At 71.4% G+C, this 21,274-nt stretch carries 18 protein-coding genes; 7 read left to right on the forward strand and 11 right to left on the reverse strand.

All coding sequences use genetic code 11. The features are described from left to right. Positions 1-17: 17 nt before the first annotated feature. From crtI (AKJ13_RS28775) to croR, 8 genes are all read right to left on the reverse strand, one after another. Positions 18-1,547 (reverse strand): phytoene desaturase family protein, encoded by a 1,530-nt coding sequence (gene crtI / locus AKJ13_RS28775; protein ID WP_050736384.1) that lies wholly within the window; start codon positions 1,545-1,547, stop codon positions 18-20. 103 nt (positions 1,548-1,650) lie between these two features. Further along, positions 1,651-2,493, reverse strand: a complete 843-nt coding sequence (locus AKJ13_RS28780) for a type 1 glutamine amidotransferase (protein ID WP_050736385.1) — start codon at positions 2,491-2,493, stop codon at positions 1,651-1,653. A 103-nt stretch (positions 2,494-2,596) separates the two neighbouring features. After that, positions 2,597-3,805, reverse strand: a complete 1,209-nt coding sequence (locus tag AKJ13_RS28785; protein WP_050736386.1) for an ABC transporter permease — start codon at positions 3,803-3,805, stop codon at positions 2,597-2,599. After that, a complete protein-coding gene (locus tag AKJ13_RS28790; protein WP_050736387.1) occupies positions 3,802-4,782 on the reverse strand; it encodes an ABC transporter ATP-binding protein in 981 nt (326 codons plus the stop codon). Before AKJ13_RS28790 ends, AKJ13_RS28785 begins: the two co-directional genes overlap by 4 nt. A 4-nt stretch (positions 4,783-4,786) precedes the next feature. Then, positions 4,787-5,158, reverse strand: a complete 372-nt coding sequence (locus AKJ13_RS28795; protein WP_050736397.1) for a DUF2141 domain-containing protein — start codon at positions 5,156-5,158, stop codon at positions 4,787-4,789. Positions 5,159-5,229: 71 nt separating this feature from the next. Further along, a complete protein-coding gene (crtI, locus tag AKJ13_RS28800; protein ID WP_050736388.1) occupies positions 5,230-6,819 on the reverse strand; it encodes a phytoene desaturase family protein in 1,590 nt (529 codons plus the stop codon). 115 nt (positions 6,820-6,934) lie between these two features. After that, positions 6,935-7,780 (reverse strand): RNA methyltransferase, encoded by an 846-nt coding sequence (locus AKJ13_RS28805; protein ID WP_050736389.1) that lies wholly within the window; start codon positions 7,778-7,780, stop codon positions 6,935-6,937. A gap of 1 nt (position 7,781) precedes the next feature. Beyond that, entirely contained in the window at positions 7,782-8,255 is a 474-nt protein-coding gene (gene croR, locus AKJ13_RS28810) for a 3-hydroxybutyryl-CoA dehydratase (protein WP_007569029.1), read from the reverse strand. Positions 8,256-8,433: 178 nt separating this feature from the next. Here croR and AKJ13_RS28815 point away from each other — a divergent pair, with 178 nt between their 5' ends. Together AKJ13_RS28815 and AKJ13_RS28820 are read left to right on the forward strand one after the other, a co-directional pair. Continuing rightward, positions 8,434-9,051 carry a cation transporter gene (locus tag AKJ13_RS28815; protein ID WP_007569030.1) on the forward strand — a complete coding sequence of 206 codons (618 nt, stop codon included), beginning with the start codon at positions 8,434-8,436 and terminating at the stop codon, positions 9,049-9,051. A gap of 8 nt (positions 9,052-9,059) precedes the next feature. Then, complete coding sequence (locus AKJ13_RS28820; protein WP_050736398.1) at positions 9,060-9,914, forward strand: metallophosphoesterase; 855 nt, start codon at positions 9,060-9,062, stop codon at positions 9,912-9,914. A 19-nt stretch (positions 9,915-9,933) separates the two neighbouring features. On the opposite strand, the gene AKJ13_RS28825 is transcribed toward AKJ13_RS28820, so the two are convergent. Next, the gene (locus AKJ13_RS28825; RefSeq protein ID WP_050736390.1) at positions 9,934-12,441 is read right to left on the reverse strand and encodes a PAS domain-containing protein; all 2,508 of its coding nucleotides are present in this window, start codon (positions 12,439-12,441) and stop codon (positions 9,934-9,936) included. A 440-nt stretch (positions 12,442-12,881) separates the two neighbouring features. Here AKJ13_RS28825 and AKJ13_RS28830 point away from each other — a divergent pair, with 440 nt between their 5' ends. Together AKJ13_RS28830 and AKJ13_RS28835 are read left to right on the forward strand one after the other, a co-directional pair. Continuing rightward, a complete protein-coding gene (locus AKJ13_RS28830; RefSeq protein ID WP_050736391.1) occupies positions 12,882-14,543 on the forward strand; it encodes a Na+/H+ antiporter in 1,662 nt (553 codons plus the stop codon). A gap of 173 nt (positions 14,544-14,716) precedes the next feature. Further along, a complete protein-coding gene (locus AKJ13_RS28835; RefSeq protein WP_050736392.1) occupies positions 14,717-15,598 on the forward strand; it encodes a transporter in 882 nt (293 codons plus the stop codon). A 12-nt stretch (positions 15,599-15,610) separates the two neighbouring features. Here the strand turns inward: AKJ13_RS28835 and AKJ13_RS28840 are convergent, their stop codons facing one another. Continuing rightward, positions 15,611-15,964, reverse strand: a complete 354-nt coding sequence (locus AKJ13_RS28840) for an NINE protein (RefSeq protein ID WP_244471784.1) — start codon at positions 15,962-15,964, stop codon at positions 15,611-15,613. Positions 15,965-16,030: 66 nt separating this feature from the next. Beyond that, the gene (locus AKJ13_RS28845) at positions 16,031-17,476 is read right to left on the reverse strand and encodes a homospermidine synthase (RefSeq protein ID WP_050736393.1); all 1,446 of its coding nucleotides are present in this window, start codon (positions 17,474-17,476) and stop codon (positions 16,031-16,033) included. Between the two features lie 284 nt (positions 17,477-17,760). Between AKJ13_RS28845 and AKJ13_RS28850 the strand changes: the two genes are divergently transcribed. The 3 genes from AKJ13_RS28850 to AKJ13_RS28860 all read left to right on the forward strand — a co-directional run. Continuing rightward, positions 17,761-18,033 carry a hypothetical protein gene (locus AKJ13_RS28850; RefSeq protein WP_144426430.1) on the forward strand — a complete coding sequence of 91 codons (273 nt, stop codon included), beginning with the start codon at positions 17,761-17,763 and terminating at the stop codon, positions 18,031-18,033. 102 nt (positions 18,034-18,135) lie between these two features. Beyond that, positions 18,136-18,804: an invasion associated locus B family protein gene (locus tag AKJ13_RS28855; protein ID WP_050736395.1), complete on the forward strand. Its 669-nt coding sequence runs from the start codon at positions 18,136-18,138 to the stop codon at positions 18,802-18,804. A 60-nt stretch (positions 18,805-18,864) separates the two neighbouring features. Next, a partial coding sequence (locus tag AKJ13_RS28860; protein ID WP_244471785.1) for a hypothetical protein occupies positions 18,865-21,274 on the forward strand: 2,410 nt, incomplete at its 3' end.

Here is a 21,274-nt window from a genome sequence, read left to right on the forward strand (position 1 = left end):
GGATGGAAGAGTGGAACTCACGCCGAGGCGCGCAGCGTTCCGCGCGCGTCCTGATCGTGCGCGTCGGCGGCGATCCAACCGGACATCATGACCATCGGCATGCCGGGACCGGGATGGGCGGCGCCGCCGGCGAGGTAGAGGCCGCGCACCTGGCGCGAGCGGTTGCCGGGTTTGAACGCGCCCATCACCCGGCCGTGCGAGGCCAGGCCATAGATCGCGCCGTTGAGGACCCGGTAGCGCTCGTGGATATCCTGCGGGGTCAGGTGACGCTCGACGACGATGCGCTCCTCCAGATCGGGCATGCCGGCGGTGCGCTTCAGCTTGTCCAGGATGGTCCGGCGGTAGTTCTGGAACAGGGGGCCGTCGGGCCGCCAGTCGTGGTGTGGGCGCAGGTAGGGTGTGTGCACCAGGACGTAGAGCGCCTCGCCGCCCTCGGGGGCCACGCTCGGGTCGGTGGAGGAGGGGGCCGCCAGATACGCGGTCGGGTCCGGGGCCGGCTCGCCCTTGTTGTAGATGTAGTCGAACTCCTCCTCGGGATCCCGGGAGAAGACGAAGTCGTGGTGGTTCAGGTGCTCGTAACGCTTGTTCAAGCCGAGATAGAGCACCACGCCGGAGCAGGCCGGCTCGGGGTTCTTCTTGGCGTAGGCCTTGCCGGCGGTACCGCCGACGAGCTCGCGGTAGGTGCGCACCGAATCCATGTTGGAGATCACGGCGTCGAAGGGCGTCACGCCCTCGGCGGTGCGCACACCCCGGACCGCGCCGTTGGCGGTCTCGATCCCGGTCACCTCGGTGTCGGTCTTGCAGGTGGCGCCGAGTTCCTGGGCGAGCTTGGCCAGGCCCTCGGCCACCGCGCGGGTGCCGCCCATCGGGTACCAGACGCCGTCGGCCGTCTGCATGTGTGCGATGGCGCAGAGCACCGCCGGCGCGCCGTAGGGCGAGGAGCCGACATATTGCACGAAGTGGTCGAGCATCTGCGCGAGGCGCGCATCCTTGACCTTGCCGCGGATGGTCGAGGCCACCGAGGCATGCATGCGCAGGGACAGCACGTCGCGCAGGGTGCCCGGGTTCATGTTCGCCCGGATGTTGATCGTGTCGAACAGGTCCTCGACCGGCTTCCAGAAGAAGAACTTTTCCGAGACGCCATGCAGATGCTCGGAGATCGAGAGGAATTTCTTGTAGCCGTCGCCGCTGCCGGGGGCGAAGCGATCCATGTCGCCGGCCATCCGCTCGATGTCCTGCATCAGGTCGATGTGCGAGCCGTCGTCGAAGAAGCAGCGCCATTGCGGGTCGAGGCGGCGCAGGTCCATGTAGTCGTGGACCGAGCGGCCGGCCTCGGAAAAGATCCGCTCCAGCACCCGCGGCACCGTCAGGATGGTCGGGCCCATGTCGAAGCGGAAGCCGCCCTCGTGCAGGACCGCCGCCTTGCCGCCGAGCCAGCCGTTCTTGTCGTAGACCGTGACGCGGTGGCCGCGCGCCGCGGCCACGCACGCGGCCGCGAGTCCGCCGAGCCCGCTGCCGATCACGGCGACCGTCGAATCCTGGCTCATCCTGATAGGTCGCTCCCCGGGCCCGTCACAGCGTTGCCCGCATCTCGAAGCTAGACGCGAGGCCCGGCGGGTCAACGCGCCACCCGGTCGCGGCACCGGCCGTTCAGGCCCCGTCTGTGGACAGTTGCGCCAGGAAGTTACCGATCTCCCGGCGGCGCAGGGGCGCTTCAAGCACTTCCGGGCCGAGGCCGTGGCGCCAAGCCAGGCGGCGCGCAGCCTCGGGATCGTCGCCCTGGAGGCTTGCGATCTCGTCGGCATAGGCCGCCACCGCGTCCGGGTCCTCGGCGAGGCCCGCCTCGACGATCGCCGTATCGCAGAGGCGCAGCATCGCGCCGACCTCCTCGAGGTCGAGTTCCGGGTGGTACTGCGTGCCCCAGAACCAGCCGGCCGCGTGCCGGATCTCGATGGCCTGGACGCCCAGCACCCGGTTGCCGGCCAGCACCCGCGCCCCCGGCGGCGGCTCCAGCACCGCATCCGAATGGATCGCCGGCGCGTCCCAGACCGCCGGGCGGCCGGCGAGCAGGGGGTGGCCGCGTCCGTCCTGGGTCGGGGTGATCGCCCGGGCGAAGCCGTATTCCGGGCCCCGCGGGTTCTCGGCCGCGTGCCCGCCGGCCACTGTGGCGGCGACCTGAACGCCCCAGCAGGACCCGAACACCGCTAGCCCCGCCTCCAGGGCGCTCCGCATCAGGTCGAGCTGGCGGGTCACCGCCGGCGTCGCCTCGGAGACCTTCAGGGTCGATCCGGTGAAGATCAGCCCGTCGAAGTCCGACAGGTCCTGCGGCAGGGCCGCGTCCGCATCGGCCGGGTTGAGGAAGCGGCAGGCGGTCTCTGGGGCGAGGTCGTGGACCACGACGGCGTAGGATTCGGCCGAGGTCCGGCCCGTCGCCCCGACATGCCGGTCGCGGGCCGCCCGATCGTTGCCGTCGGCGATGAGCAGGCGGAGCATAGATGTCTCACAATGCAGGAGGGCGGACCCTGCCCGATCGGCTGGGCCGTGTCCGGGTACGGCTGGTCGCAGGCGCGGCGCGGATCGTCGCGGCGTCGGCCGATCAGGCAGTCCGCCGGGCCACCAGGCCGAGCGCCAGGCCGAGCCCGCACAGGGTCAGCACGCCCATCACCGCGAAGGCCGGCGCCGCGGAGCCGAAGCCCTCGCCCAGTGCGTTCTGATAGGCCTCGATCGCCCAGGCGTTGGGCGTGAGCCAGCCGGCCTGCTGCAGCCAGGGGGGCATCAGGAAGCGCGGCACCATCGATCCGCCGACCGCGGAGAGCAGCAGCACCCCGAAGGTCGAGGCGAGGTGGGCCTGCTGGCGGGACGCGGCCAGCGCGCAGGCGGCGAGCGCGAGGCCCGCGGCCATGGCCGAGACCAGCAGGCAGGCGGTGAGGAAGGCCGGCCAGTGCGGCCCGATCTCGACGCCGTAGAGAAGCCCGGCGGCCAAAAAAATCAGGCCGGCCTGGACCATGCCCTGTAGGGTCAAGAAACCGAACTTGCCGAGCACCACCACCGGCAGGCCGCCAGGGCCGGCCATCAGGCGCTCGGCGATGCCGGTCTCCCGCTCCTCCACCAGCGAGAGCGCCCCCTGCATGGCGGCAAACAGCAGGAAGACCGCGGTGATCGCGCCGGCGTAGTAGCTCACCCGGGCGTTGGCGGTGCCGGCGGCGGTGCTCTGGCGCTCGACCAGCGCGGCGAAGCTGAACGGCTCCTTCTTGGCCCGCTGCTCGGCAAACGCCTCGTCAAGGAAGCGCCGCTCGTCCGGGCCGATCTTGCCGGTGCGCTCGACGTCCGCGACGATGCGCGAGAGCACCACGTCGGGCAAAGCCTCGTTCAGCACGCGCTGGAGCTGGCCCAGGGCGATCGGCGTGGCGAGCGCCTTGGCAGGGTTCTCGACCAGCACCACCGGCTGGTCGGCCGGTCCGGGCGGGGCATCCGCCGGGGCGGCAATCAGGTCGCCCCGGAGCACCAGCGCCACGTCGACCGCGCCGGCGCGGACCGCCTGGGTCACATCCGCCAGATCGGTCGCCGGCAGGCGGGTGACCCGCAGGGACGGGTCGGCCACGAGGGCGTCGGCGAGGCGCTGCGTGGCCGCCGTCCGGGCGAAGTCGGCGAGCCCGAGATGGATGCGGATCCGGTCGCCGGTCGCCCCGGAGAAGATCGCCGCGAAGATGACGAAGATCACGGTCGGCAGCACGAAGGCCATCACCAGGGCGGCGCGGTCGCGCGAGAGGCTCAGCGCCATCACCCGGAACGCCGCGCCGATCATCCGGCGGCTCCCGCCCGGCGCGGCTCGGAGGTCCCACGGTCCGCAACCTCCCGAGGCCGGATCGCATCGAGATAGAGGGCCTCCAGCCGCGGGGCCCTGACCCGCACCTCGGCCACCGGCACGCCCTGGGCCCGCAGCGCCCCGAGCAAAGCCGCGCCGTCGAGACCGGAGCGCTCGACCGAGCGCCAGACCAGGCCCTCCGGCTCGGCCGGCACGAAGCCGCCGCGGCGCAGCACCGCCTCCGCGGCTGCGTCCGCCGGCAGAGCGAGGCTCAGCTCCCGCTCCGGCGCGCCGACCCGCAGCTGCGCGAGCAGGTCGGCGAGGCGCCCTTCGCGCACGATTCGGCCCTGCGCCAGGAATGCGACCCGGGAGGCGAGGCGCTCGGCCTCGGCAAAATCGTGAGTGGCGATCAGGATCGCGGTGCCCGCGGCCTTCAGCCGGTCCAGAACCGCGTGAATCGCCGCCCGGGCGGCGAGGTCGACGCCGCTGGTCGGCTCATCGAGCAGGACGAGGTGTGGCCGGTTCATCAGGCTCGCCGCGATGTTGACCCGGCGCCGGTAGCCGCCGGACAGGACCCCCACCGGGCGATGCGCCACGTCGGCGATATCAGCCATCTCCAGGGCGGCCGCGACGGCTGCGCGCCGGTCGCGCCGAGGCACGCCCGCGAGTTGGCCGAAGACGCCGAGATTCTCGGCGACCGTGAGGCGGGGGTAGAGGGCGATCTCCTGCGGCACCCAGCCGATGCTCCGGCGGGCGCGGCCGGCCCGGAACGGGTCGGCGCCGGCCACCCGCACGGTCCCGGCGCTGGGGGTGAGGCGGCCTGCCACCAAACGCATCAACGAGGACTTGCCGGCCCCGTTCGGGCCGAGCAGCGCCAAGGTCTCGGCCGCGTCGAGGTCGAGATCGACCTGCTCCAGCACCCGCCGCCGGCGCAGGTCCAGCCCGACACCCGCGATCCTGACGAGGGGATCCTCCACCCCGTCACCGCCGCGGCAGGGCGCGGGCGAGTCGCACCCGCACGGCGGCGCCGGGCTCCTGCAGCGCGAAGGCCGCGTCGGAAAAGTCCGGCCGGCCCCGGCGCGCGACCGCGCCGGAGAAGCCGTAGGGTTCGAGCGGCAGGCCGAGCCCGGTCCGGTCGATTCGGCCGTTGGCGTTGGCATCCTGGAAGGCCGCCACCGCGTAGGTGCCCGGGGCCACGTCCCGGAAGGTGAACGACGCCCGGCCCCCGGAGGCCGGCTCCTCGTCGCCGCGGGTGCAGAACGGTTCGGACAGCCCGCCCTGGCACAGGGCCACCCGGACCGGGCCGCCGCCGGGCTCGATCCCGTCGACCTCCACCTTCAGGGTCGCGGCCATCGCGCCCGAGCCGGACAGCAGGGCGAAAACGCCGAGGCCGGTGATCAGCGCCAGCCGGCCCGGCGAGCCGATCACGAGGCCTCGCCGGAAGTCGCCAGCGGCGCCGTGTCGGGGATGCCGGCCTGGGACGCGGCGCGGGCGCCGGCCAGCTCCTCGATCAGCAGCCGGGCGGAGATGCGTGCGCCCTCGTAGATCACCGGCAGGCCGGAGCCCGGATGGGTGCCGCCGCCGACAATGTAGAGCCCCGGCCCGAAGCGGTTGTGCGGCCGGAAATACAGCATCTGCATCAGGTCGTGGGCGAGGTTGAATGTGGCGCCCTCATGGACCGCGAAATCCTCTTCCCACTGGGTCGGGTCGATGATCCGCTCGTAGCGGATGCGGGATTCGATGTCCTCGAGGCCCAGCCGCTTCAGCCGCTCCAGGATCAGGGTGCGGTAGCTCTCGCGGATCGCCGCCCAGTCGATCCCAGCCTTGAGGTTCGGCACCGGCACCAGGACGTAGAGGGCGGTGTGCCCGGCCGGCGCCATGCCGCCGTCGGTATAGCCGGCATGCTGGACATAGAGGGAGGGCTGCATCGGCAGCGTCCCCTCGGTGATCTCCCGGATATTGCGCTCGTAGCCGTCGGCCAGGAGGATCGTGTGGTGCCCCAGAGTGTCGGGCACGTTCCCCTCGATGCCGAGATACAGCATGAAGGTGGAGCAGGAGAGCCGGGCCTTGTGGATCTTGGCGTCGCGCCAGCGCGGGCGGTTCCGCTCCGGCACCAGGGCGCGCACGACCTTGGCGAAGTCGCCGTTGATCAGAACCGCGTCGGCGTTGAAGGTCTCGCCGTCCACCACGACGCCGCTGGCGCGCTTGCCGTCGAACACCACGCGCTCGACATTCGCGTTCAGCCGGATGTCGACGCCCATGCGGCCAGCCAAGCCCGCCATCGCCTCGGAGACCGCGCCGCAGCCGCCGACCGGGTGATAGACCCCGTGCTCGTATTCGAGGAACGACAGGATCGTGAACAGGCTCGGGCACCGGAACGGCGACATGCCGAGGTATTTGGTCTGGAACGAGAAGGCGAGGCGCACCCGCGGATCGGCGAAGTAGCGCTTCAGGTCGCGGTCGACGCTTCGGCCGGGATGCAGATGGGGCAGGGCAGCCAGCATCGCCGGGCTCGCCATGCTGCGCAGGGTGTGGAAGGCCTGCTGCAGGATCGGCTTGAAGTAGTCGAGCTTCGTCCGGTTCTCGGTGAAGAAGGTCTTGACGTTCTTGGCGTCGTCGGGCGCCAGGCGGGCGATCTCCTCCTCCATCCGGGCGATGTCGCCGGTGGCGCGGATCGTGCCGGTGATCCCGTCCTCGCCCTCGAAGACCAGGTGGTATTGCGGATCGAGCCGCTCGAGCTTGACGTGGTCCTCGAGCCGCTCGCCGCAGCTCGTGAAGATGTCCGCGAGGATCTGCGGGTAGAGGAAGAAGGTCGGGCCGATATCGAACTTGTAGCCGCCGGGCGCGGTCACGGTCTTGGTGCGGCCGCCGACCTGCGCGTCCTTCTCGAACAACGTCACGTGGATCCCGGCGCGCGCCAGGAGCAGGGCCGAGGCTAGACCGCCGGGACCGGCGCCGACCACGGCCACGCGGCGTCCGGTCAGCGCTCGCAAACCATCCCCAGACTGAAGCAACGCCGCCGACTCCCCTCGCAACCCCGGAACCCTATCGGCCAAGCTAGCCTCGCAACGCCCCACGGCAATTGCAGCCGTTTGTCGCGCGTTCGGCGCCGGACGGAAAGGGATGGCCTTAACCGGCGGTTACGAGCCGTCCCTGGCCCCGGGCGATCGCTTGCAGGGCAAGGCCTGCTGCGGTGGCGACGTTGAGCGAGTCGAAGCCCGGCGCCATCGGAATCCGCACCGGGCGGGCGCGGGCGAGCGTCGCCGCGTCGAGACCCGGCCCCTCGGTTCCGAGGATCAGCAGCACCCGCCGGGGTGCCGCGAGATCGTCCAGCGATTCGGCCGCCCCGGGGCTGAGCGCCAGGGCCTCGAGGTCGAGCGTCCGGGCCAGCGTCAGCCAGTCCTGCCCGGGGGCGAGCCGAGCGAAGGGCTGGATCAGCGCGGCGCCGGCCGAGACCCGGATGCTCTTGCGGTAGAGCGGATCGCAGCTCGCAGCGTCGAGGAGCACCGCATCGGCCCCGAAGGCCGCCGCGTTGCGGAAGGCGGCGCCGACATTGTCGTGGTTGGTCAGGCCCGCGAGGCCGAGCACCAGGGCGGGCGCCGGAGCGGGCGGCACGAGGGCGGCGGGGTCGGGCTCCGGCCCGCGCTGGCCCACCGCCAGGACCCCGCGATGGATCGGGAAGCCGGTGACGGCGCTCATCACCGCTTTGTCGGCCAGGTAGACCGGCGGCTTGTCCCGGCAGGCGGCCACGTCCCGGGCGAGGCCCGGCCAGCGCTCCGGGGCGAGCAGGACCGATTCTGCTCGGAACCGCGCCCGCGGGCCGAGCAGCAGCCGCAGGGTGACCTCGCCCTCGGCGATGAAGCGCCGGGTGCGGCCGACGAGGTCGCGCTCGCGCATCCGGGTATAGGGTTCGAGGCGCGGGTCGTCGGGATCCGCAATCGGTTCCGCGGCGACCGTCTCCTCGCCGTGGCCCATCTCAGCTCTGCTGGCGCTCGGTGCGGACCGCCAGCGGGTCGGCCTCGGCCTTGGTCGGCACCTTCACCAGCGCCTCCCCGTCGAGGACGGTCTCCCCGGCCACGGAGCAGCGGCAGGCGAGCCGCGCCCGGCGGCGCTCCGGCATCAGCTCGGCCACCGTGACGGTCACGTCGACGATGTCGCCGATCCGCACCGGCGCGCGGAAGTTGAGGGTCTGCGAGATATAGACCGCCCCCGGGCCCGGCAGGCGGGTGCCGAGCACCGCCGAGATCAGCCCGGCCGTGTACAGGCCGTGGGCGATGCGCGTGCCGAACGGCGTGCGCGCGGCAAAGTGCTCGGACAGGTGGATCGGGTTCCGGTCGCCGGTGATCTCGGCGAAGCCGACCACGTCGGAGGAGGCGATCGTCTTCGAGAGGGTTTCCGACAACCCGACCTCGAGATCCTCGAAATAGAGCACGCGCAATTCGGGCAGCATGGCTCGGCAGACCTCCGGTTCCGGCCGGTCGCAACTCTGGCGCGGCCGGCTCAACAAGACCGCGTCGCACGATCGCGCCGCCGAATCCACCCGGACAAAGGCGCAAGATCCTTGAACTTTCTTGAGGCGCAGACAGGGTTTTCTCAACAGCGGCTCGACAGGCGCGCCGTACTCGGCGATGACGCGCCCCGTGACCGCTGACCCTGCCGCCCGTCCCGAGCCGCCCGCCCTGCGCCCGGTCGTCGCCCGCGTGGCGGCGCTCAACCTCGGCTATTTCGGCATCGAGATCGCGGTGGCCCTCGCCATCGGCTCCGTGGCGCTGATCGCCGACAGCCTCGACTTCCTGGAAGACGCCGCGATCAACCTGCTGATCTTCGCCGGGCTATCCTGGAGCGCGCGCAACCGGGCGCGGCTCGGCACCGCCATGGCGTTCATCCTGCTCGTGCCGGCCCTGGCCACGGCCTACGCCGCCTATGAGAAGTTTGCCGACTTCGTGCCCCCGGCGGCGCTGCCGCTGACGTTGACCGGCCTCGGGGCGCTGGCGGTAAACCTGACCTGCGCGCTGATGCTCGCCCGACACCGGTCGGGCTCGGGGAGCCTGACCCGGGCGGCCTATCTCTCGGCCCGCAACGACGCCTACGCCAACCTGGCGATCATCGCGGCCGGGCTGGTCACCGCCCTCCATCCCAGCCCCTGGCCGGATCTCGTCGCTGCGGCCGGCATCGCGATCCTCAACGCCGATTCCGCCGCCGACATCTTCCGGGCCGCCGCGGCCGAGCGCCGGGCCGCACAATAGGCATGTCGATGCGCATCTTCCCGATCTCGGACCTGCATCTGGAGCGGCGGCGGCTCGACCTGATCGCCCTGCCCACGGCGCCGTTCGACGTCCTCGCCTGCCCGGGGGACCTCTACGAGGGGCATCCCGAGCGGGGGCTCGCGGCGCTGGTCCACCTGGCGCAGGGCAAACCGATCGTGCTGGTGCCGGGCAACCACGAGCGCTACGCCCCGACGGGCGACCCGCGCAATGCCCTGGAGCTGCTGGCGGCCCTTGAGGCGGATGTCGCCCGGGTGAACGAACTGGGCGCCCGCATCCATCTGCTTCAGGGGGCGCAGGCCTGCGTGATCGACGGCGTGCGCTTCGTCGGCACGACCCTGTGGAGCGACTGGCGGCTGGCCGGGCGCTGGCTCGCCGCCGACACGCCCGATCGGCCGGAGGATCCGGTGGCCTATGCCGCCGCACGCATGACCGACCCGATCACGGGCTCGCGCGAATATCTCGGATCGATCCGCAAACCCGACGGCGCGGCGTGGCAGCCCGCGGACGCCATGGCGGCGCATACGGCCGAGCGCGAAGCGCTGCACGGGGCGCTCCGCGTGCGCCATGACGGCCCGACCGTGGTGGTCACTCATCACCCGGCGAGCCCCCTGGCGGCGGACCGCTACCGGGACGAGCCCGGCGTGCCGTGGTGGGTGCCGGCCTTCTACGCCAGCACCGCGCTGGACGACCTCCCCGATGCCGAGCGCCCGGATCTGTGGATCTCGGGCCATTTCCACGCTGGGCACGACCTGCGGGTCGGACGCTGCCGGTGGGTGTCGAACCCCGTCGAGGGCAAGAGCTACCGGGCTGACTTCAGTCTGCCGGTCGGGGCGGGGATGTGAGGGCGGAGATTCGACGCGTTCAGGCCCCCGGGGTGTTCAGGCGGTTGGCGGTCAGCTGACGGAGAATGCGCCCGAGCTGCTCGGCCGAGTACGGCTTGTGCAGCAGCTCGAAGCCCTCCGTCCCGTCCTGCGCCAGGACGTGGCTGTACCCGGAGGCGAGCAGCACCGGCAGGCCGGGCAGCCGTTCGCGCAGGCGTTTCGCCAGGGCGATGCCGCCCATGCCCGGCATGACCACGTCCGAGAACACGACATCGAAGCCGTTGCCGCTGGGCCCCAGCTTCTCGAGCGCGTCCTCGGCATTGACCGCCCAGGTCGTCCGGTAGCCCAGATCCTCGAGGATCTGCGTGGCGAACCGGCCGACCTCGAGGTTGTCCTCGACCACCAGCACGCTCTGGCCCGCGCCGATGGGGGAGCTGATCTCGGCAGGCGCGGCGCCGAGCGTCCGGTCATCTGCCTCGACCGTGATCTCGGGCAGGTAGAGCGTGAACGTCGTGCCGTGGCCGAGCTGCGTCTCCACGTCCACGTCGCCGCCGGATTGCTTGGCGAAGCCGAACACCTGGCTGAGGCCCAGGCCGGTCCCCTTGCCCACTTCCTTGGTGGTGAAGAACGGCTCGAAGATCCGGCCGAGCTGATCGGGCCGGATCCCGGTGCCGGTATCGCTGAGCGACACGGCCGCGAAGGCGGTGTGCGTCCCGGCATGGCCGCGGATCTGCGGCAGCTTGCTCTCCCGGACGAGACGCAGGGTGAGCGTGCCTTCCCCCGCCATGGCGTCGCGGGCATTCACGGCCATGTTGATCAGCGCCGTCTCGAACTGGCTCAGATCGGCCTTCACGAAACAGGGTTCGCCCGGGGTCTCGACCACCAGGCGGATGCGCGCGCCGGTGACGGTGTCGACCATCTCGGACACGCTGCGCAGGCGCTCGCCCACCTCGAACACCTCGGGCTTGAGCGCCTGCCGGCGCGCGAAGGCGAGGAGCTGGCCGGTGAGCTTGGCGGCCCGGTCGACCGTGTCCGACACGGCGTCGAGATAGCGGCGCTTGCGTTCCTCGGGCAGCTCGGGCCGGCGCAGGAAGTCCACCGACGAGCGGATGATCGTCAGCAGGTTGTTGAAGTCGTGCGCGACGCCGCCGGTGAGCTGGCCGACCGCTTCCATCTTCTGCGACTGGCGCAGCGCCTCTTGCGTGTTGGCGAGTTCGGCCTCCGCGCGCAGGCGCTCGGAGATGTCCTTGGCGTAGTGGAACGCGCCGATGATCGCGCCCTTCTCGTCGCGCAGGGGCGAATAGGACACCTCCCAGCAGGGCTTGGCGAGGTCGGGATCGCCGAATTCCTGGGTGACCGTGAAGCTCTCGCCGTCGAGCGCGCGGGCCATGAAGCCGCGCATGATCGGGGCCTGGTCCGGCGGGAACAGGTCGTAGAACACCTCGCCGATCTGCACCCGGTGGGCGAAGATGCGGTGGAATTCGTCGCTGTGCGCCCGGTTGAAGGCGATCAGGCGATACGCGGTGTCGAAGGCACAGATCGGCGTGGCGCTCGATTCGAGGATGTCGCGCGACAGCCGCAGCTCGGCGGTCCGCGCCGCGACCTGCTTCTCCAGGCTTTCGTTGAGGTCCTGCAGGGCTTGCGCCGCCGCCCGCTGGGCGCGCTCGGCGTGGTAACGCTCGGTCACGTCGCGGGAGATACCGACCAGCTTGAGTGGGCCGCCCTCCTCGGGGAGGAACGGTGCGAAGCTCACCTCCCACCAGCGCGGTTCGCCCTTGCCGGTTGGGGCGAAGCCCTCGATCCGGGACGCCTCGCCGGCCTTCGCCCGCCGGACCGCGTCACGGAGCTTGCCGCGCTCCTCCTCCGGCCAGAGCGCGGCGTATTCCTGGCCGAGGATGTCCTGGACCGAATCGATCTGGTTCAGCTCCAGGCCGCGCGCGTTCATGAACTCGACGTGGCCTTCGGTGGAAAGCACCTTCACGCAATCCGGGCTCGCCGTCAGCACGCCTTTGACGAAGGCCTCGCTGCGCTGGAGCGCCTCACCGGCGGCCAGGCGCCGGTGCGCGTCGAGATGGAAGCCGATGAGGTCGGCAAACATCCGGAACATGCCGACGATGTTCGGCCGGTTCACCTGCGCCGGCTTGCGGTCGATGGCGCAGAGCGTGCCGAAGAAGCTGCCGTCGGGCAGCGTGATCGGCACCGAGATGTAGCTCTCGAAGCCGTACAGCTTCGGGATCGCATGCTGCTGAAAGGCGGGATCCTCGGCGACATGGTCGATGATGACGGGCGCGGCACTTCGTCGGATCTGGTCGCAGAAGGTGGTCGCGATCTGCAACTCGTCGCCGGGCTTCAGGCCGAAGGCCATGTCGTCTCGGACGCTGCAGGCGATCCAGCGGTCCTCGGTCACCCGAGCGACGGCCGCGAAGCCCATGCCGGTGGTCTGGCAGATCACGTTGAGCATGGTTGGGACCGCCGCGATGCCCTCGACGGCGCTCAGGTCGGCCTGGATATCCTGCGGTAGGGCCGGGCCGGGGGTGGGCGTGCTCATCGGATGGCTGCGACCCGGATTTCGGCACGCGCCCTCGGTCCGCTTGCGCCCCGGCACGGGCTGGTGCCGTCCGGGACGCGGAGCGGCGCGGTGTTGTGGATCGGGGCGCTCGACATCGCTTGCCCGTCGCATGCGGTCCAATGACTGTCAAAACACCGGGCCTGATCGGCGGAGGAATGCAGCTTCCAGTCGATAAGTGTCTTGGTTTTCTACCGTCATAGGCGAGTCGTCCGCCGTTGACGCGACAAGATCTCCGAAGGACCTGAACCGGCCTTCGCGCGTCTTGACCTAGAGCCCAGGTCTTCGCGGCCGTACTGTCCGCCATCGGTCGGGGATGCGCCGCGCCGCGGGGCCGGTGCTACAAGGCGCGCTTCCGGCCCCCGCGCATCACCCGGTCCACGGTCCACACGGGACCGCGGCCCCTCGTTTGAAAGACACGCATGGAAAGCGTCACCGTCGTCCTGGCCCTGTTGCTGTCGGTGCTCGTGAGCGGCGCTTTGGGCCGCCTGGTCCCGCTGCCGCTGCCCCTGATCCAGATCGTGATCGGCGTGGCCCTGGCGCTGGGGCCGCTCCCGAGCACGACCCTCGACCCTGAGATCTTCTTCCTCGTCTTCCTGCCGCCGCTCCTGTTCCTCGACGGTTGGCGGATCCCGAAGCGCGACCTGTTCCGCAACGGCCGGACGGTGCTGGCGCTGGCGCTGGGGCTCGTGGCGCTGACGGTGCTGGGCATCGGCATGCTGATTCACGCGATGATCCCGGGCATCCCGCTGGCCGTCGCCTTTGCGCTCGCCGCCGTCCTGTCCCCGACCGACCCGATCGCGGTCTCGTCGGTCGCCGCCCAGGCCCCGGTGCCGCGGCGGCTGATGCACATCCTCGAAGGCGAGGCGCTGCTCAACGACGCCACCGGCCTGGTCTGCCTGCGCTTCGCCATCGCGGCGGCGCTCACCGGGACCTTCTCGCTGTCGGAGGCGGCGACCACCTTCGTCTGGCTGGCGCTCGGCGGCCTCGGCATCGGCGCGGCCACGACCTTCGTGCTCATGGGCGCGCAGGATCTCCTGCGGCGGCGGACCGGCGAGGATCCCGGCCTGCAGATCCTGTTCAGCCTGCTCACGCCGTTCGGGGCGTATCTCGCCGCCGAGCACGTCCACGCCTCGGGCATCCTGGCTGCGGTCGCGGCCGGCATCGCCATGACCTATGTCGAGATCCAGGGGCGCAGCCTCGGCACCACCCGGGTCCGCCGCACGGCCGTGTGGGACACGGTGGCGCTGGCAGCCAACGGGTCGATCTTCGTCCTGCTCGGCGAGCAGTTGCCCGAGGTTCTCGGCCACGCGGTCAAGCAGGCCGACGTGCAGGGCGCGGGCTGGCTGGTGGCCTGGGTTCTGGCCATCACGGCCGGCCTGATGGCGATCCGCTTCGCCTGGGTCTGGGTCTCGCTCCACTTCGTCCTGGTGAAGGCGCATCGCCGGGGCGAGCGGCGCGAGGGCCTGACCTGGCGCCTCGTGGCCGCCACGACGCTCGCGGGCGTGAAAGGCGCGATCACCCTTGCCGGCATCCTGACCCTGCCGCTCACCCTAAAGGACGGCACGCCGTTCCCGGCCCGGGATCTCGCGATCCTGCTGGCGATGGGGGTAATCATGACCTCGCTGCTCCTGGCCAGCACGGTCCTGCCGCCGCTGCTGCGGGGCCTGCGCCTGCCCGCCGATTCGAGCCACGATGCCGAGGAGGATTCCGCCCGCGCCGCCGCGCGCCACGACGCCGTGACGGCCATCGAGGCCCTGCAGCATCGCTTGGTCGAGGAGCAGGAGGACGCCTCCATCGCGGTCGAGGCCGGCGCCCGGGCCATGGACCGTTACGAGGGCCTGGAGGCTCCGACCGGTGACGGCCGGGAAGGCGGCGGTCGCGCCCGGCAACTGGCCATCGCGGAGAAGCGTCTGCGGCTCGCCGGGATCGAAGCCGAGCGCCAGGCGCTCTACCGCCTGCGCCGGTCGCGGGCGATCGACGACGTCGTCCTGCGCCAGCTCGTCCGCGAGGTCGATCTGGTCGAGGCGCGGCTGCTGGCCTGGAATCCCGCCGGCCGGGCCCTGTCGACACCGCGCAGCTGAACGGCGGCGCGCGGACTGAATCGCATCGGCCGGATTAGTCCCAGCCGGCGCGCGCGTGATGTCGAAGGCGTGTCGTTCCGCACAGCTTGGCCGTAGAACCCGGATGAGGGCGCTTCGACGGAGCGTCCTCTTCTGATCAGCTCCGAAGTCCGGGGCTCTTGATCGGGGTTCTCATGACCGGATTTGGCCTGGGATTACGCGGGATCGCGTCGGCTGCACTGGCCCTATACGCTGCGGGTTCCACAGCTGCGGCCTATGCAGCGTCCGCGGCCCAGCCTGGCCAGACCATCGGCCTGCCGGTGGGCGCCCAGCTCCCCATCGGGCTGTACTTCGTGAACCTGTCGAGCTTCGGTACGCGCAGCGCGCGGCCGGGCGACACCTCGACCAGCGTCAACCTGCCGACCTTCGCCTGGTCCACGCCCTGGGACATCGCGGGCGGGCGCCTGCAATTCTTCGTTACCCAGCCGGTCGTAGCCGCCACGCTCCAGGGTGCGCCCTATCAGAGCGGCATCGGCCAGCCGCTGCTCGCCGCCCAGCTCGCCTGGGATCTCGGCCACGATGTCGGCGTCAGCTACTTTTTCGGCGGCTACCTGCCGATCGAGACGCGGTTCCTGACCCAATCCGCCTCACTGACCCACCGCTTCGCGGCCAGCTACACCGGTCAGGACTGGAACCTGACGGCGAACCTGCTCCACGGGATCTTTCTCGAGACGCGCTCGCCCTTCGGCGCTCTCTACCCGGACTACCTGAATCTCGACCTGACCGCAGCGAAGAAGTTCGGCAAGTGGCAGGTCGGCGCCGTCGCGTTCGGCTCGAGCGATCTTCCGACCGGCGTGTCCAGCTACCGGCCCCAGGGGCAGATCGCGGTTGGCGGCCTCGTCGGGTACAATTTCGGACCGGTGAACCTGCAGGCCTACCTCACCCGCGACGTGGTCCAGCGCAACTACCGCGGCCGCGAGACCCGCGGCTGGCTGCGGGTGATCGTGCCGCTCTACCAGGACAAGGACGAGGTCGAGCCGAACCGCACCCTGGTGACCCGCCGCCAGGCCGAGTAGCCGGGGCGAGGCTCAAACGCGGGCCGGCGGGGCCAGGGCCGCGCTGGCAGCGCGGAGGGACGGCCCGAGGTTCCGCGTCAAGCGGGCGCGGAGGCTGGCCTGTTTCGCGCGCACAATCCCGGGGATCAGGAACAGGTCGAGGACGACCCAGATGCATCCGATGAGGATGCAGGTGAGGAGGATCTGAAGGATCGCGGTGGCGGCGCGCCCGAGATGAAATCGGTGCGCGGAGAACGCGCCGAGGGAGAACCACAGCACGTAGGCCTGGACGATGCTTGGCCCTTCATTGGTCAGGCGCTGCTCGATCAGGATCTTCTCTTGCGTCGTCGGTCCAATTTGTTCTGCACCCACCGTCGAGACGGCCAAGCTTGAGACAGGGTGTTGCCGAAAGCAAGGTTGGGCCGGCGGGATGACCCGCCGGCCCGGCCGACCTCAGGCGTGCACGAGCACGTTACGGAACTGCCAGGGATCGCTGGTGTCGATATCCTCCGGGAACAGGCCGGGACGGTCGGTGAGCGGGGTCCAATCGGTGTACACGCCGACGACCGGGCCGAGATACGGGGTCTGGACCTCCAGGCAGCGCCGGAAATCCATCTCGTCGGCCTCGACGATGCCGGCCTCCGGGTTCTCCAGGGCCCAGACCATGCCGGCGAGCACCGCCGAGGTCACCTGCAGGCCGGTGGCGTTCTGGTAGGGGGCGATCCGTCGGGTCTCCTCAATGGAGAGCTGCGAGCCGTACCAGTAGGCGTTCTTGGCGTGGCCGTAGACCAGCACGCCGAGCTCGTCGATGCCGTCGACGATCTCGTTCTCGTCGAGGATGTGGTGCTGCTCCTGCACCTTGGCGGCGTTGCCGAACATCTCGTGGAGCGAGAGCACGGCGTCGTTGGCCGGGTGATAGGCGTAGTGGCAGGTCGGGCGGAAGACGGCCTGATCACCCTCGCGCACCGTGTAGTAGTCGGCGATCGAGATCGCCTCGTTGTGGGTCACCAGGAAGCCGAATTGCGGGCCGGCGGTGGGCACCCAGGTGCGCACGCGGGTGTCGGCGCCCGGCTGCAGCAGGTAGATCGCGCAGCGCGAGCCCTTCTCCTGCTCGCGGGCATTGGCGGGCTTCCAGGTCTCGTGGGTGCCCCAGCCGAGCTCGGCCGGCTGGTTGCCCTCCGAGACGAAGCCCTCGACCGACCAGGTGTTGACGAACACGCCCCGGGGCTTGGGGTTCTTGGCACGCTGGGTGTCGCGCTCGGCGATGTGCACGCCCTTCACGCCCAGGGTCTTCATCAGGGCGGCCCACTCGGCGCGGGACTTGGGCTCGGGCGCGGTGACGCCGGTATCCTTGGCGATGTTCAGGAGCGCCTGCTTGACGAACCACGAGACCATGCCGGGATTGGCGCCGCAGCAGGAGACCGCCGTGGTGCCGCCCGGCTTCTGGGCGCGGGCGTCCAGGATGTCTTGGCGCAAGGCGTAGTTGGTGCGGTCGCCCTGGCCGCGGCTCTTGTCGAAGTAGAAGCCCGGCCAGGGCTCGGCCACGGTGTCGATGTAGAGGGCGCCCAGTTCGCGGCACAGCTCCATGATCGCCCGCGACGAGGTGTCGACCGACAGGTTCACGCAGAAGCCCTGGCCGCCGCCCTCGGTGAGGAGCGGCGTGAGCACGGCGCGCAGGTTCTCCGGGGTCAGCGCCACCTTCTCGAAGCGCAGGCCATGCTTCTCGGCGAGCGCCCGGTGCGTGTCGACCGGGTCGATCACGGTGAAGCGGGCGCGGTCGTACTCGAAGTGCCGCTCGATCAGGGGCAGCGTGCCCCGGCCGATCGAGCCGAAGCCGATCATCACGATGGGACCGCTGATGCGGCCATGGATCGGGTGACGGGTCGGCTGGTCGGTCATGCGATAGATCCTTGTCTGGCGGACGCCTAAGGTCCGCTCTATAGGCTCGCGGGCGGGTTATGGCGCGCGTGTGACAGTGGGGCGACAGAGCACGCGCCGCGCGGCCTGCGCCAGCACGTTCGTCGATCCCCGTCGTCGAGAAGGCCGCTCAATGGCGGCTACCCCGTCAGCGGTCAACTGCGCTGCACCATGGACGGTTAAGGCGCCCTTGATGGCGCGCCGGCGGCAGTATGTTTGTAGTGCATGCGGCCCGCGCGCAGAAGCGAGTGGCAGGCGGCATCCGCATGGCTCATATTGCAATGCAGCAAAGGCCTTCCGACAAGATCAACAAGCCGGTCGGGGCCGAGGAAACGTCCGGGATCCTGATCTTCGGAGTCGTCATGCTCGCTTTCATCGCCACCCGCATCCCCGGCCCGGTCGCCGAGACCGCCGACCGCGATCCCGGCATCTTCACCCTGGCCTTCACCCTGGTGCGCGCCGTCCGCAACGGGGCCGAGACCGCCTTCGCCCGCCGCTGCGCCCTCGCGCTGGCCGCCGGCGGACCGAGCCCGCTCTGAGACGTCACGGCAGCGCGGACCTGCGTCGCCCGGCGATTGCCTCACCCCGATTGGGACGTTAGGCGGCTTTGCCGTCAAATGGCCCCGGGGGATCGTGATTCCATGTCGACGTTACGAGCGGTCGTTCGCCTCAACCTGATCGCGACGCTGCTGCTTGCCGTTCCGTTCGCGTCGCCGCGTGCCCAGGATGCCGAGCCCGAGGCGCCGGCCGCCAGCGACGCACCGGCCAAAGCCAAGCCGAAACCCAAGCCGAAGCCGCCCGCTCCCAAGCCAGCGGCCAAGCCGGCCGCCGCCGCCGCACCCGTCGCATCGCACGCGCCCTGGCCCACCGGCGCCAGCATGGTCAGCGAGAGCTACGGTGACTGGACGATGACCTGCACCCGCGCGAACGACAAGGTGACCTGCATCGTCGCCCAGTCCCAGGGTGATTCGCAGACCGGGCGCCGCAAGTTCGGCGTGGAACTGCAGGCCCCGAATGACGGCCGCTCGGAAGGCATCGTGCTGATGCCCTTCGGCCTCTCTATCGAGGCCGGCGTGACCTTCAAGCTCGACGAGCAGGTTCTGGGCAAGGGAGCCCCCTACACCATGTGCGTCTCCGACGGCTGCCTGGTGTCGATCAGCTTCCCGACCGTGGCGCTCGACGGCATGCGCAACGCCAAGAAGCTGTTCGTGACCGGCCAGAAGGCGAGCGGCAGTGAGCCGGCCACCATCACGGTGCCCCTCGAAGGCTTCCCGCAGGCCCTCGACCGGGCCGTCGCCCTCAGCGGCTGAGGCCGTCCGGGCCGCGATCCCGCCAATCCCCGGCTTACGGTTAAGCCAGCGTTAGCCGCGATGCTGCAGGATGCCTCCGATGTGTGGCGCCGGGCGCCGTGGCCCGGAGGGGCCGCGCGCCGGGATCGGATCGGCGAGGCGATGGGCGCGGAGGGCAGGCGATCCCGGATCGGCCGATACGGCAGCGCTCTGCTGCGCGTGTCGCTGCCCGCGGTCGCCCTCCTGGCGGCGATCGATCCGGCGCTCGCCGCGCGGCTGATCGGTGCCAAGGGCAGCGAGGCCGGCGCCGGGCCCGGCGGCTACGGGCGGATCGTGCTCACCTTCGACAAGCCGGTCACCGTCAAGGCGAAGCTCGCCGGTGGCATCCTGCTGCTCGGCTACGGCGAGCGGGTCGCGCCCGGTCCCGAGCATCTCGCCGAGGAGATGCCGGCCTTCGTGTCTATGGTGCGGCGCGATCCCGACGGGTCCGGCCTGCGGGTCGCCTTGCAGCGGCCGTTCCGGGCCAATGTCCAGTCCGCCGGCGAGCGCGTGTTCGTCGACCTCCTGCCGGAGGGATGGTCCGGCCTGCCGCCGCCGCTGCCCCCCGAGGTGGTGGCCGAACTCGCCCGCCGGGCGCGGATCGCCGAGGAGGCGCTGAAGGCGCGTACGCTCCCGCCGGTGCGCAAGCCCCTCGCGCTGGAACTCGCCCGGCTGCCGACCCTGACGCGCCTGTCGCTGCGCCTGCCCGATGACGTTGTGGCGACCGTGGCCGCCGAGGGCCCGACCACCCGCCTGCGCGTGGCCGGCGCCTGGACGATCGATTCGAACGAAGCCCGCGGCCGTCCGCGGCCCGGCATCGCCAAGCTCGCCACCGAATCCGACGAGGGATCGGCCAGCATCCTGGTGACGCCCGCCGAAGGCTTCACCCTCACCACGGAGCGCGAGGACGGGGCCTACACGATCGACGTCGTGCCCCGTACGCCGCCCCAGGGCGCCAAGTCCAAGGCCACCGAGGTGCCCGGCCCGGTCGAGCCGGACGCCGCCAGGCCGGCCGCGCCCGTCCCGGCACCCGCCCGGACGGCCGAATCGTCGCCTGTCCCAGAGCCTGCGCCCGAGGCGCCGCCGAAGCGACAGGCCGGCGCCGGCCTTGTCTTCCCGTTTCAGACCTTGCCGCCCGCCGCCCTGTTCGAGCGCGGCGGCATCGCCACCCTGGTGTTCGAGAGTGCCGAGCCCGTGACCGTGCCGGCGGGCCGCCAGGGCCTGACCCCGGTCGGAGCGCCGACGCGGACCGGGCCGGTCACGGTCCTGCGCTTCGCGGTGCCGCCGGGCCGGCTGGTCGATCTCGCCGCCGTCACCACCGGGACCGGCTCGGCCTGGGAGCTGTCGGCCGGCGATACGCTGAGCCCGAGCGACACCCTCGACCCGGTGCGCAAGCCGGACCCGTCGGGTCGGATCACCGTCGCCCTCGCGCTGCCTCGGCCCGGATCGGTCACCTGGCTCGACCGCGACGGCGAGCGCATCGGGGTGGTCACCTCGGCGGCGCAGCGCGCCGTGGGCAATCCGAAGAGCCGCCGCTTCGTGGATTTCGAGATCCTGCCGAGCCGGCACGGCCTCGCGGTGCTGGCGGGCGCCGACGACCTCGCGGTCCGGCCCCAGCTCGACGCGGTGACGATCGGCCGGGAGGGCGGGCTCGCCGCCTCCACGGCGCCGCGCAGGGCCGACCCCGCCCTGGCCGAGGCCGGCACCCTCGCGGTGGCGCGCCAGCCCTGGGAGCAGGCGCGGGCCGGGAACGTGCGCGAGACCCTGCGGACGCTGGCCGACGCCGCCGCGATGGTGCCGCCGGCCGAGCGCGGCCCGGCGCGCCTGACGCTCGCCCGCGCCAACATCGCCAACGGCTTCGATCCCGAGGGCCTCGCGGTTCTCGAGGCGGCGGCCGCCGAGGATCCGCTGCTGGCCACCCAGCGCGACGTCGCGATCCTGCGCGGCCTGGCGCTTACGCGCAGCGGCCGCAACGCCGAGGCCCTGAAGGCCCTGTCGGTGCCCCAGCTCGCCGCCGATCCGGAAGCGGCCCTGTGGCGCGCGATGGCGTCTGCCGGGCTCGGCGACTGGAAGGCGGCCGAGGCCGGCTTCCTGAAGGCGCTGCCCGTCGCCGATAGCTACCCCCCGGACCTCGCCCAGCAGATCCGCGCCGGGGCCGCGGAGGCCGCGATCGAGAACGGCGATGCCGAGACCGCCGCGGCCCGGGCGGAGGACGCGCCCGGCCTGCCGCCCTGGATCCGCGACCGGCTGGCCCTGGTCCGCGCCCGCGTCTCGGAGGCGACCGGCCAGGTCGATGCGGCGCTCGACGCCTATACCCGCCTCGAGCAGGTCGGCCAGCGGCCGGTGGCGGCCGAGGCGCAGCTGCGGGGCACGCTGCTCGCCCGCGCCTCCGGCAAGCTCGAGCCGGACGCGGCGCTGGACCGGCTGGAGCGGCTGGCCATGACCTGGCACG

Source organism: Methylobacterium sp. ARG-1 (assembly GCF_001262595.1).
Taxonomy (GTDB): Bacteria; Pseudomonadota; Alphaproteobacteria; order Rhizobiales; family Beijerinckiaceae; genus Methylobacterium; species Methylobacterium brachiatum.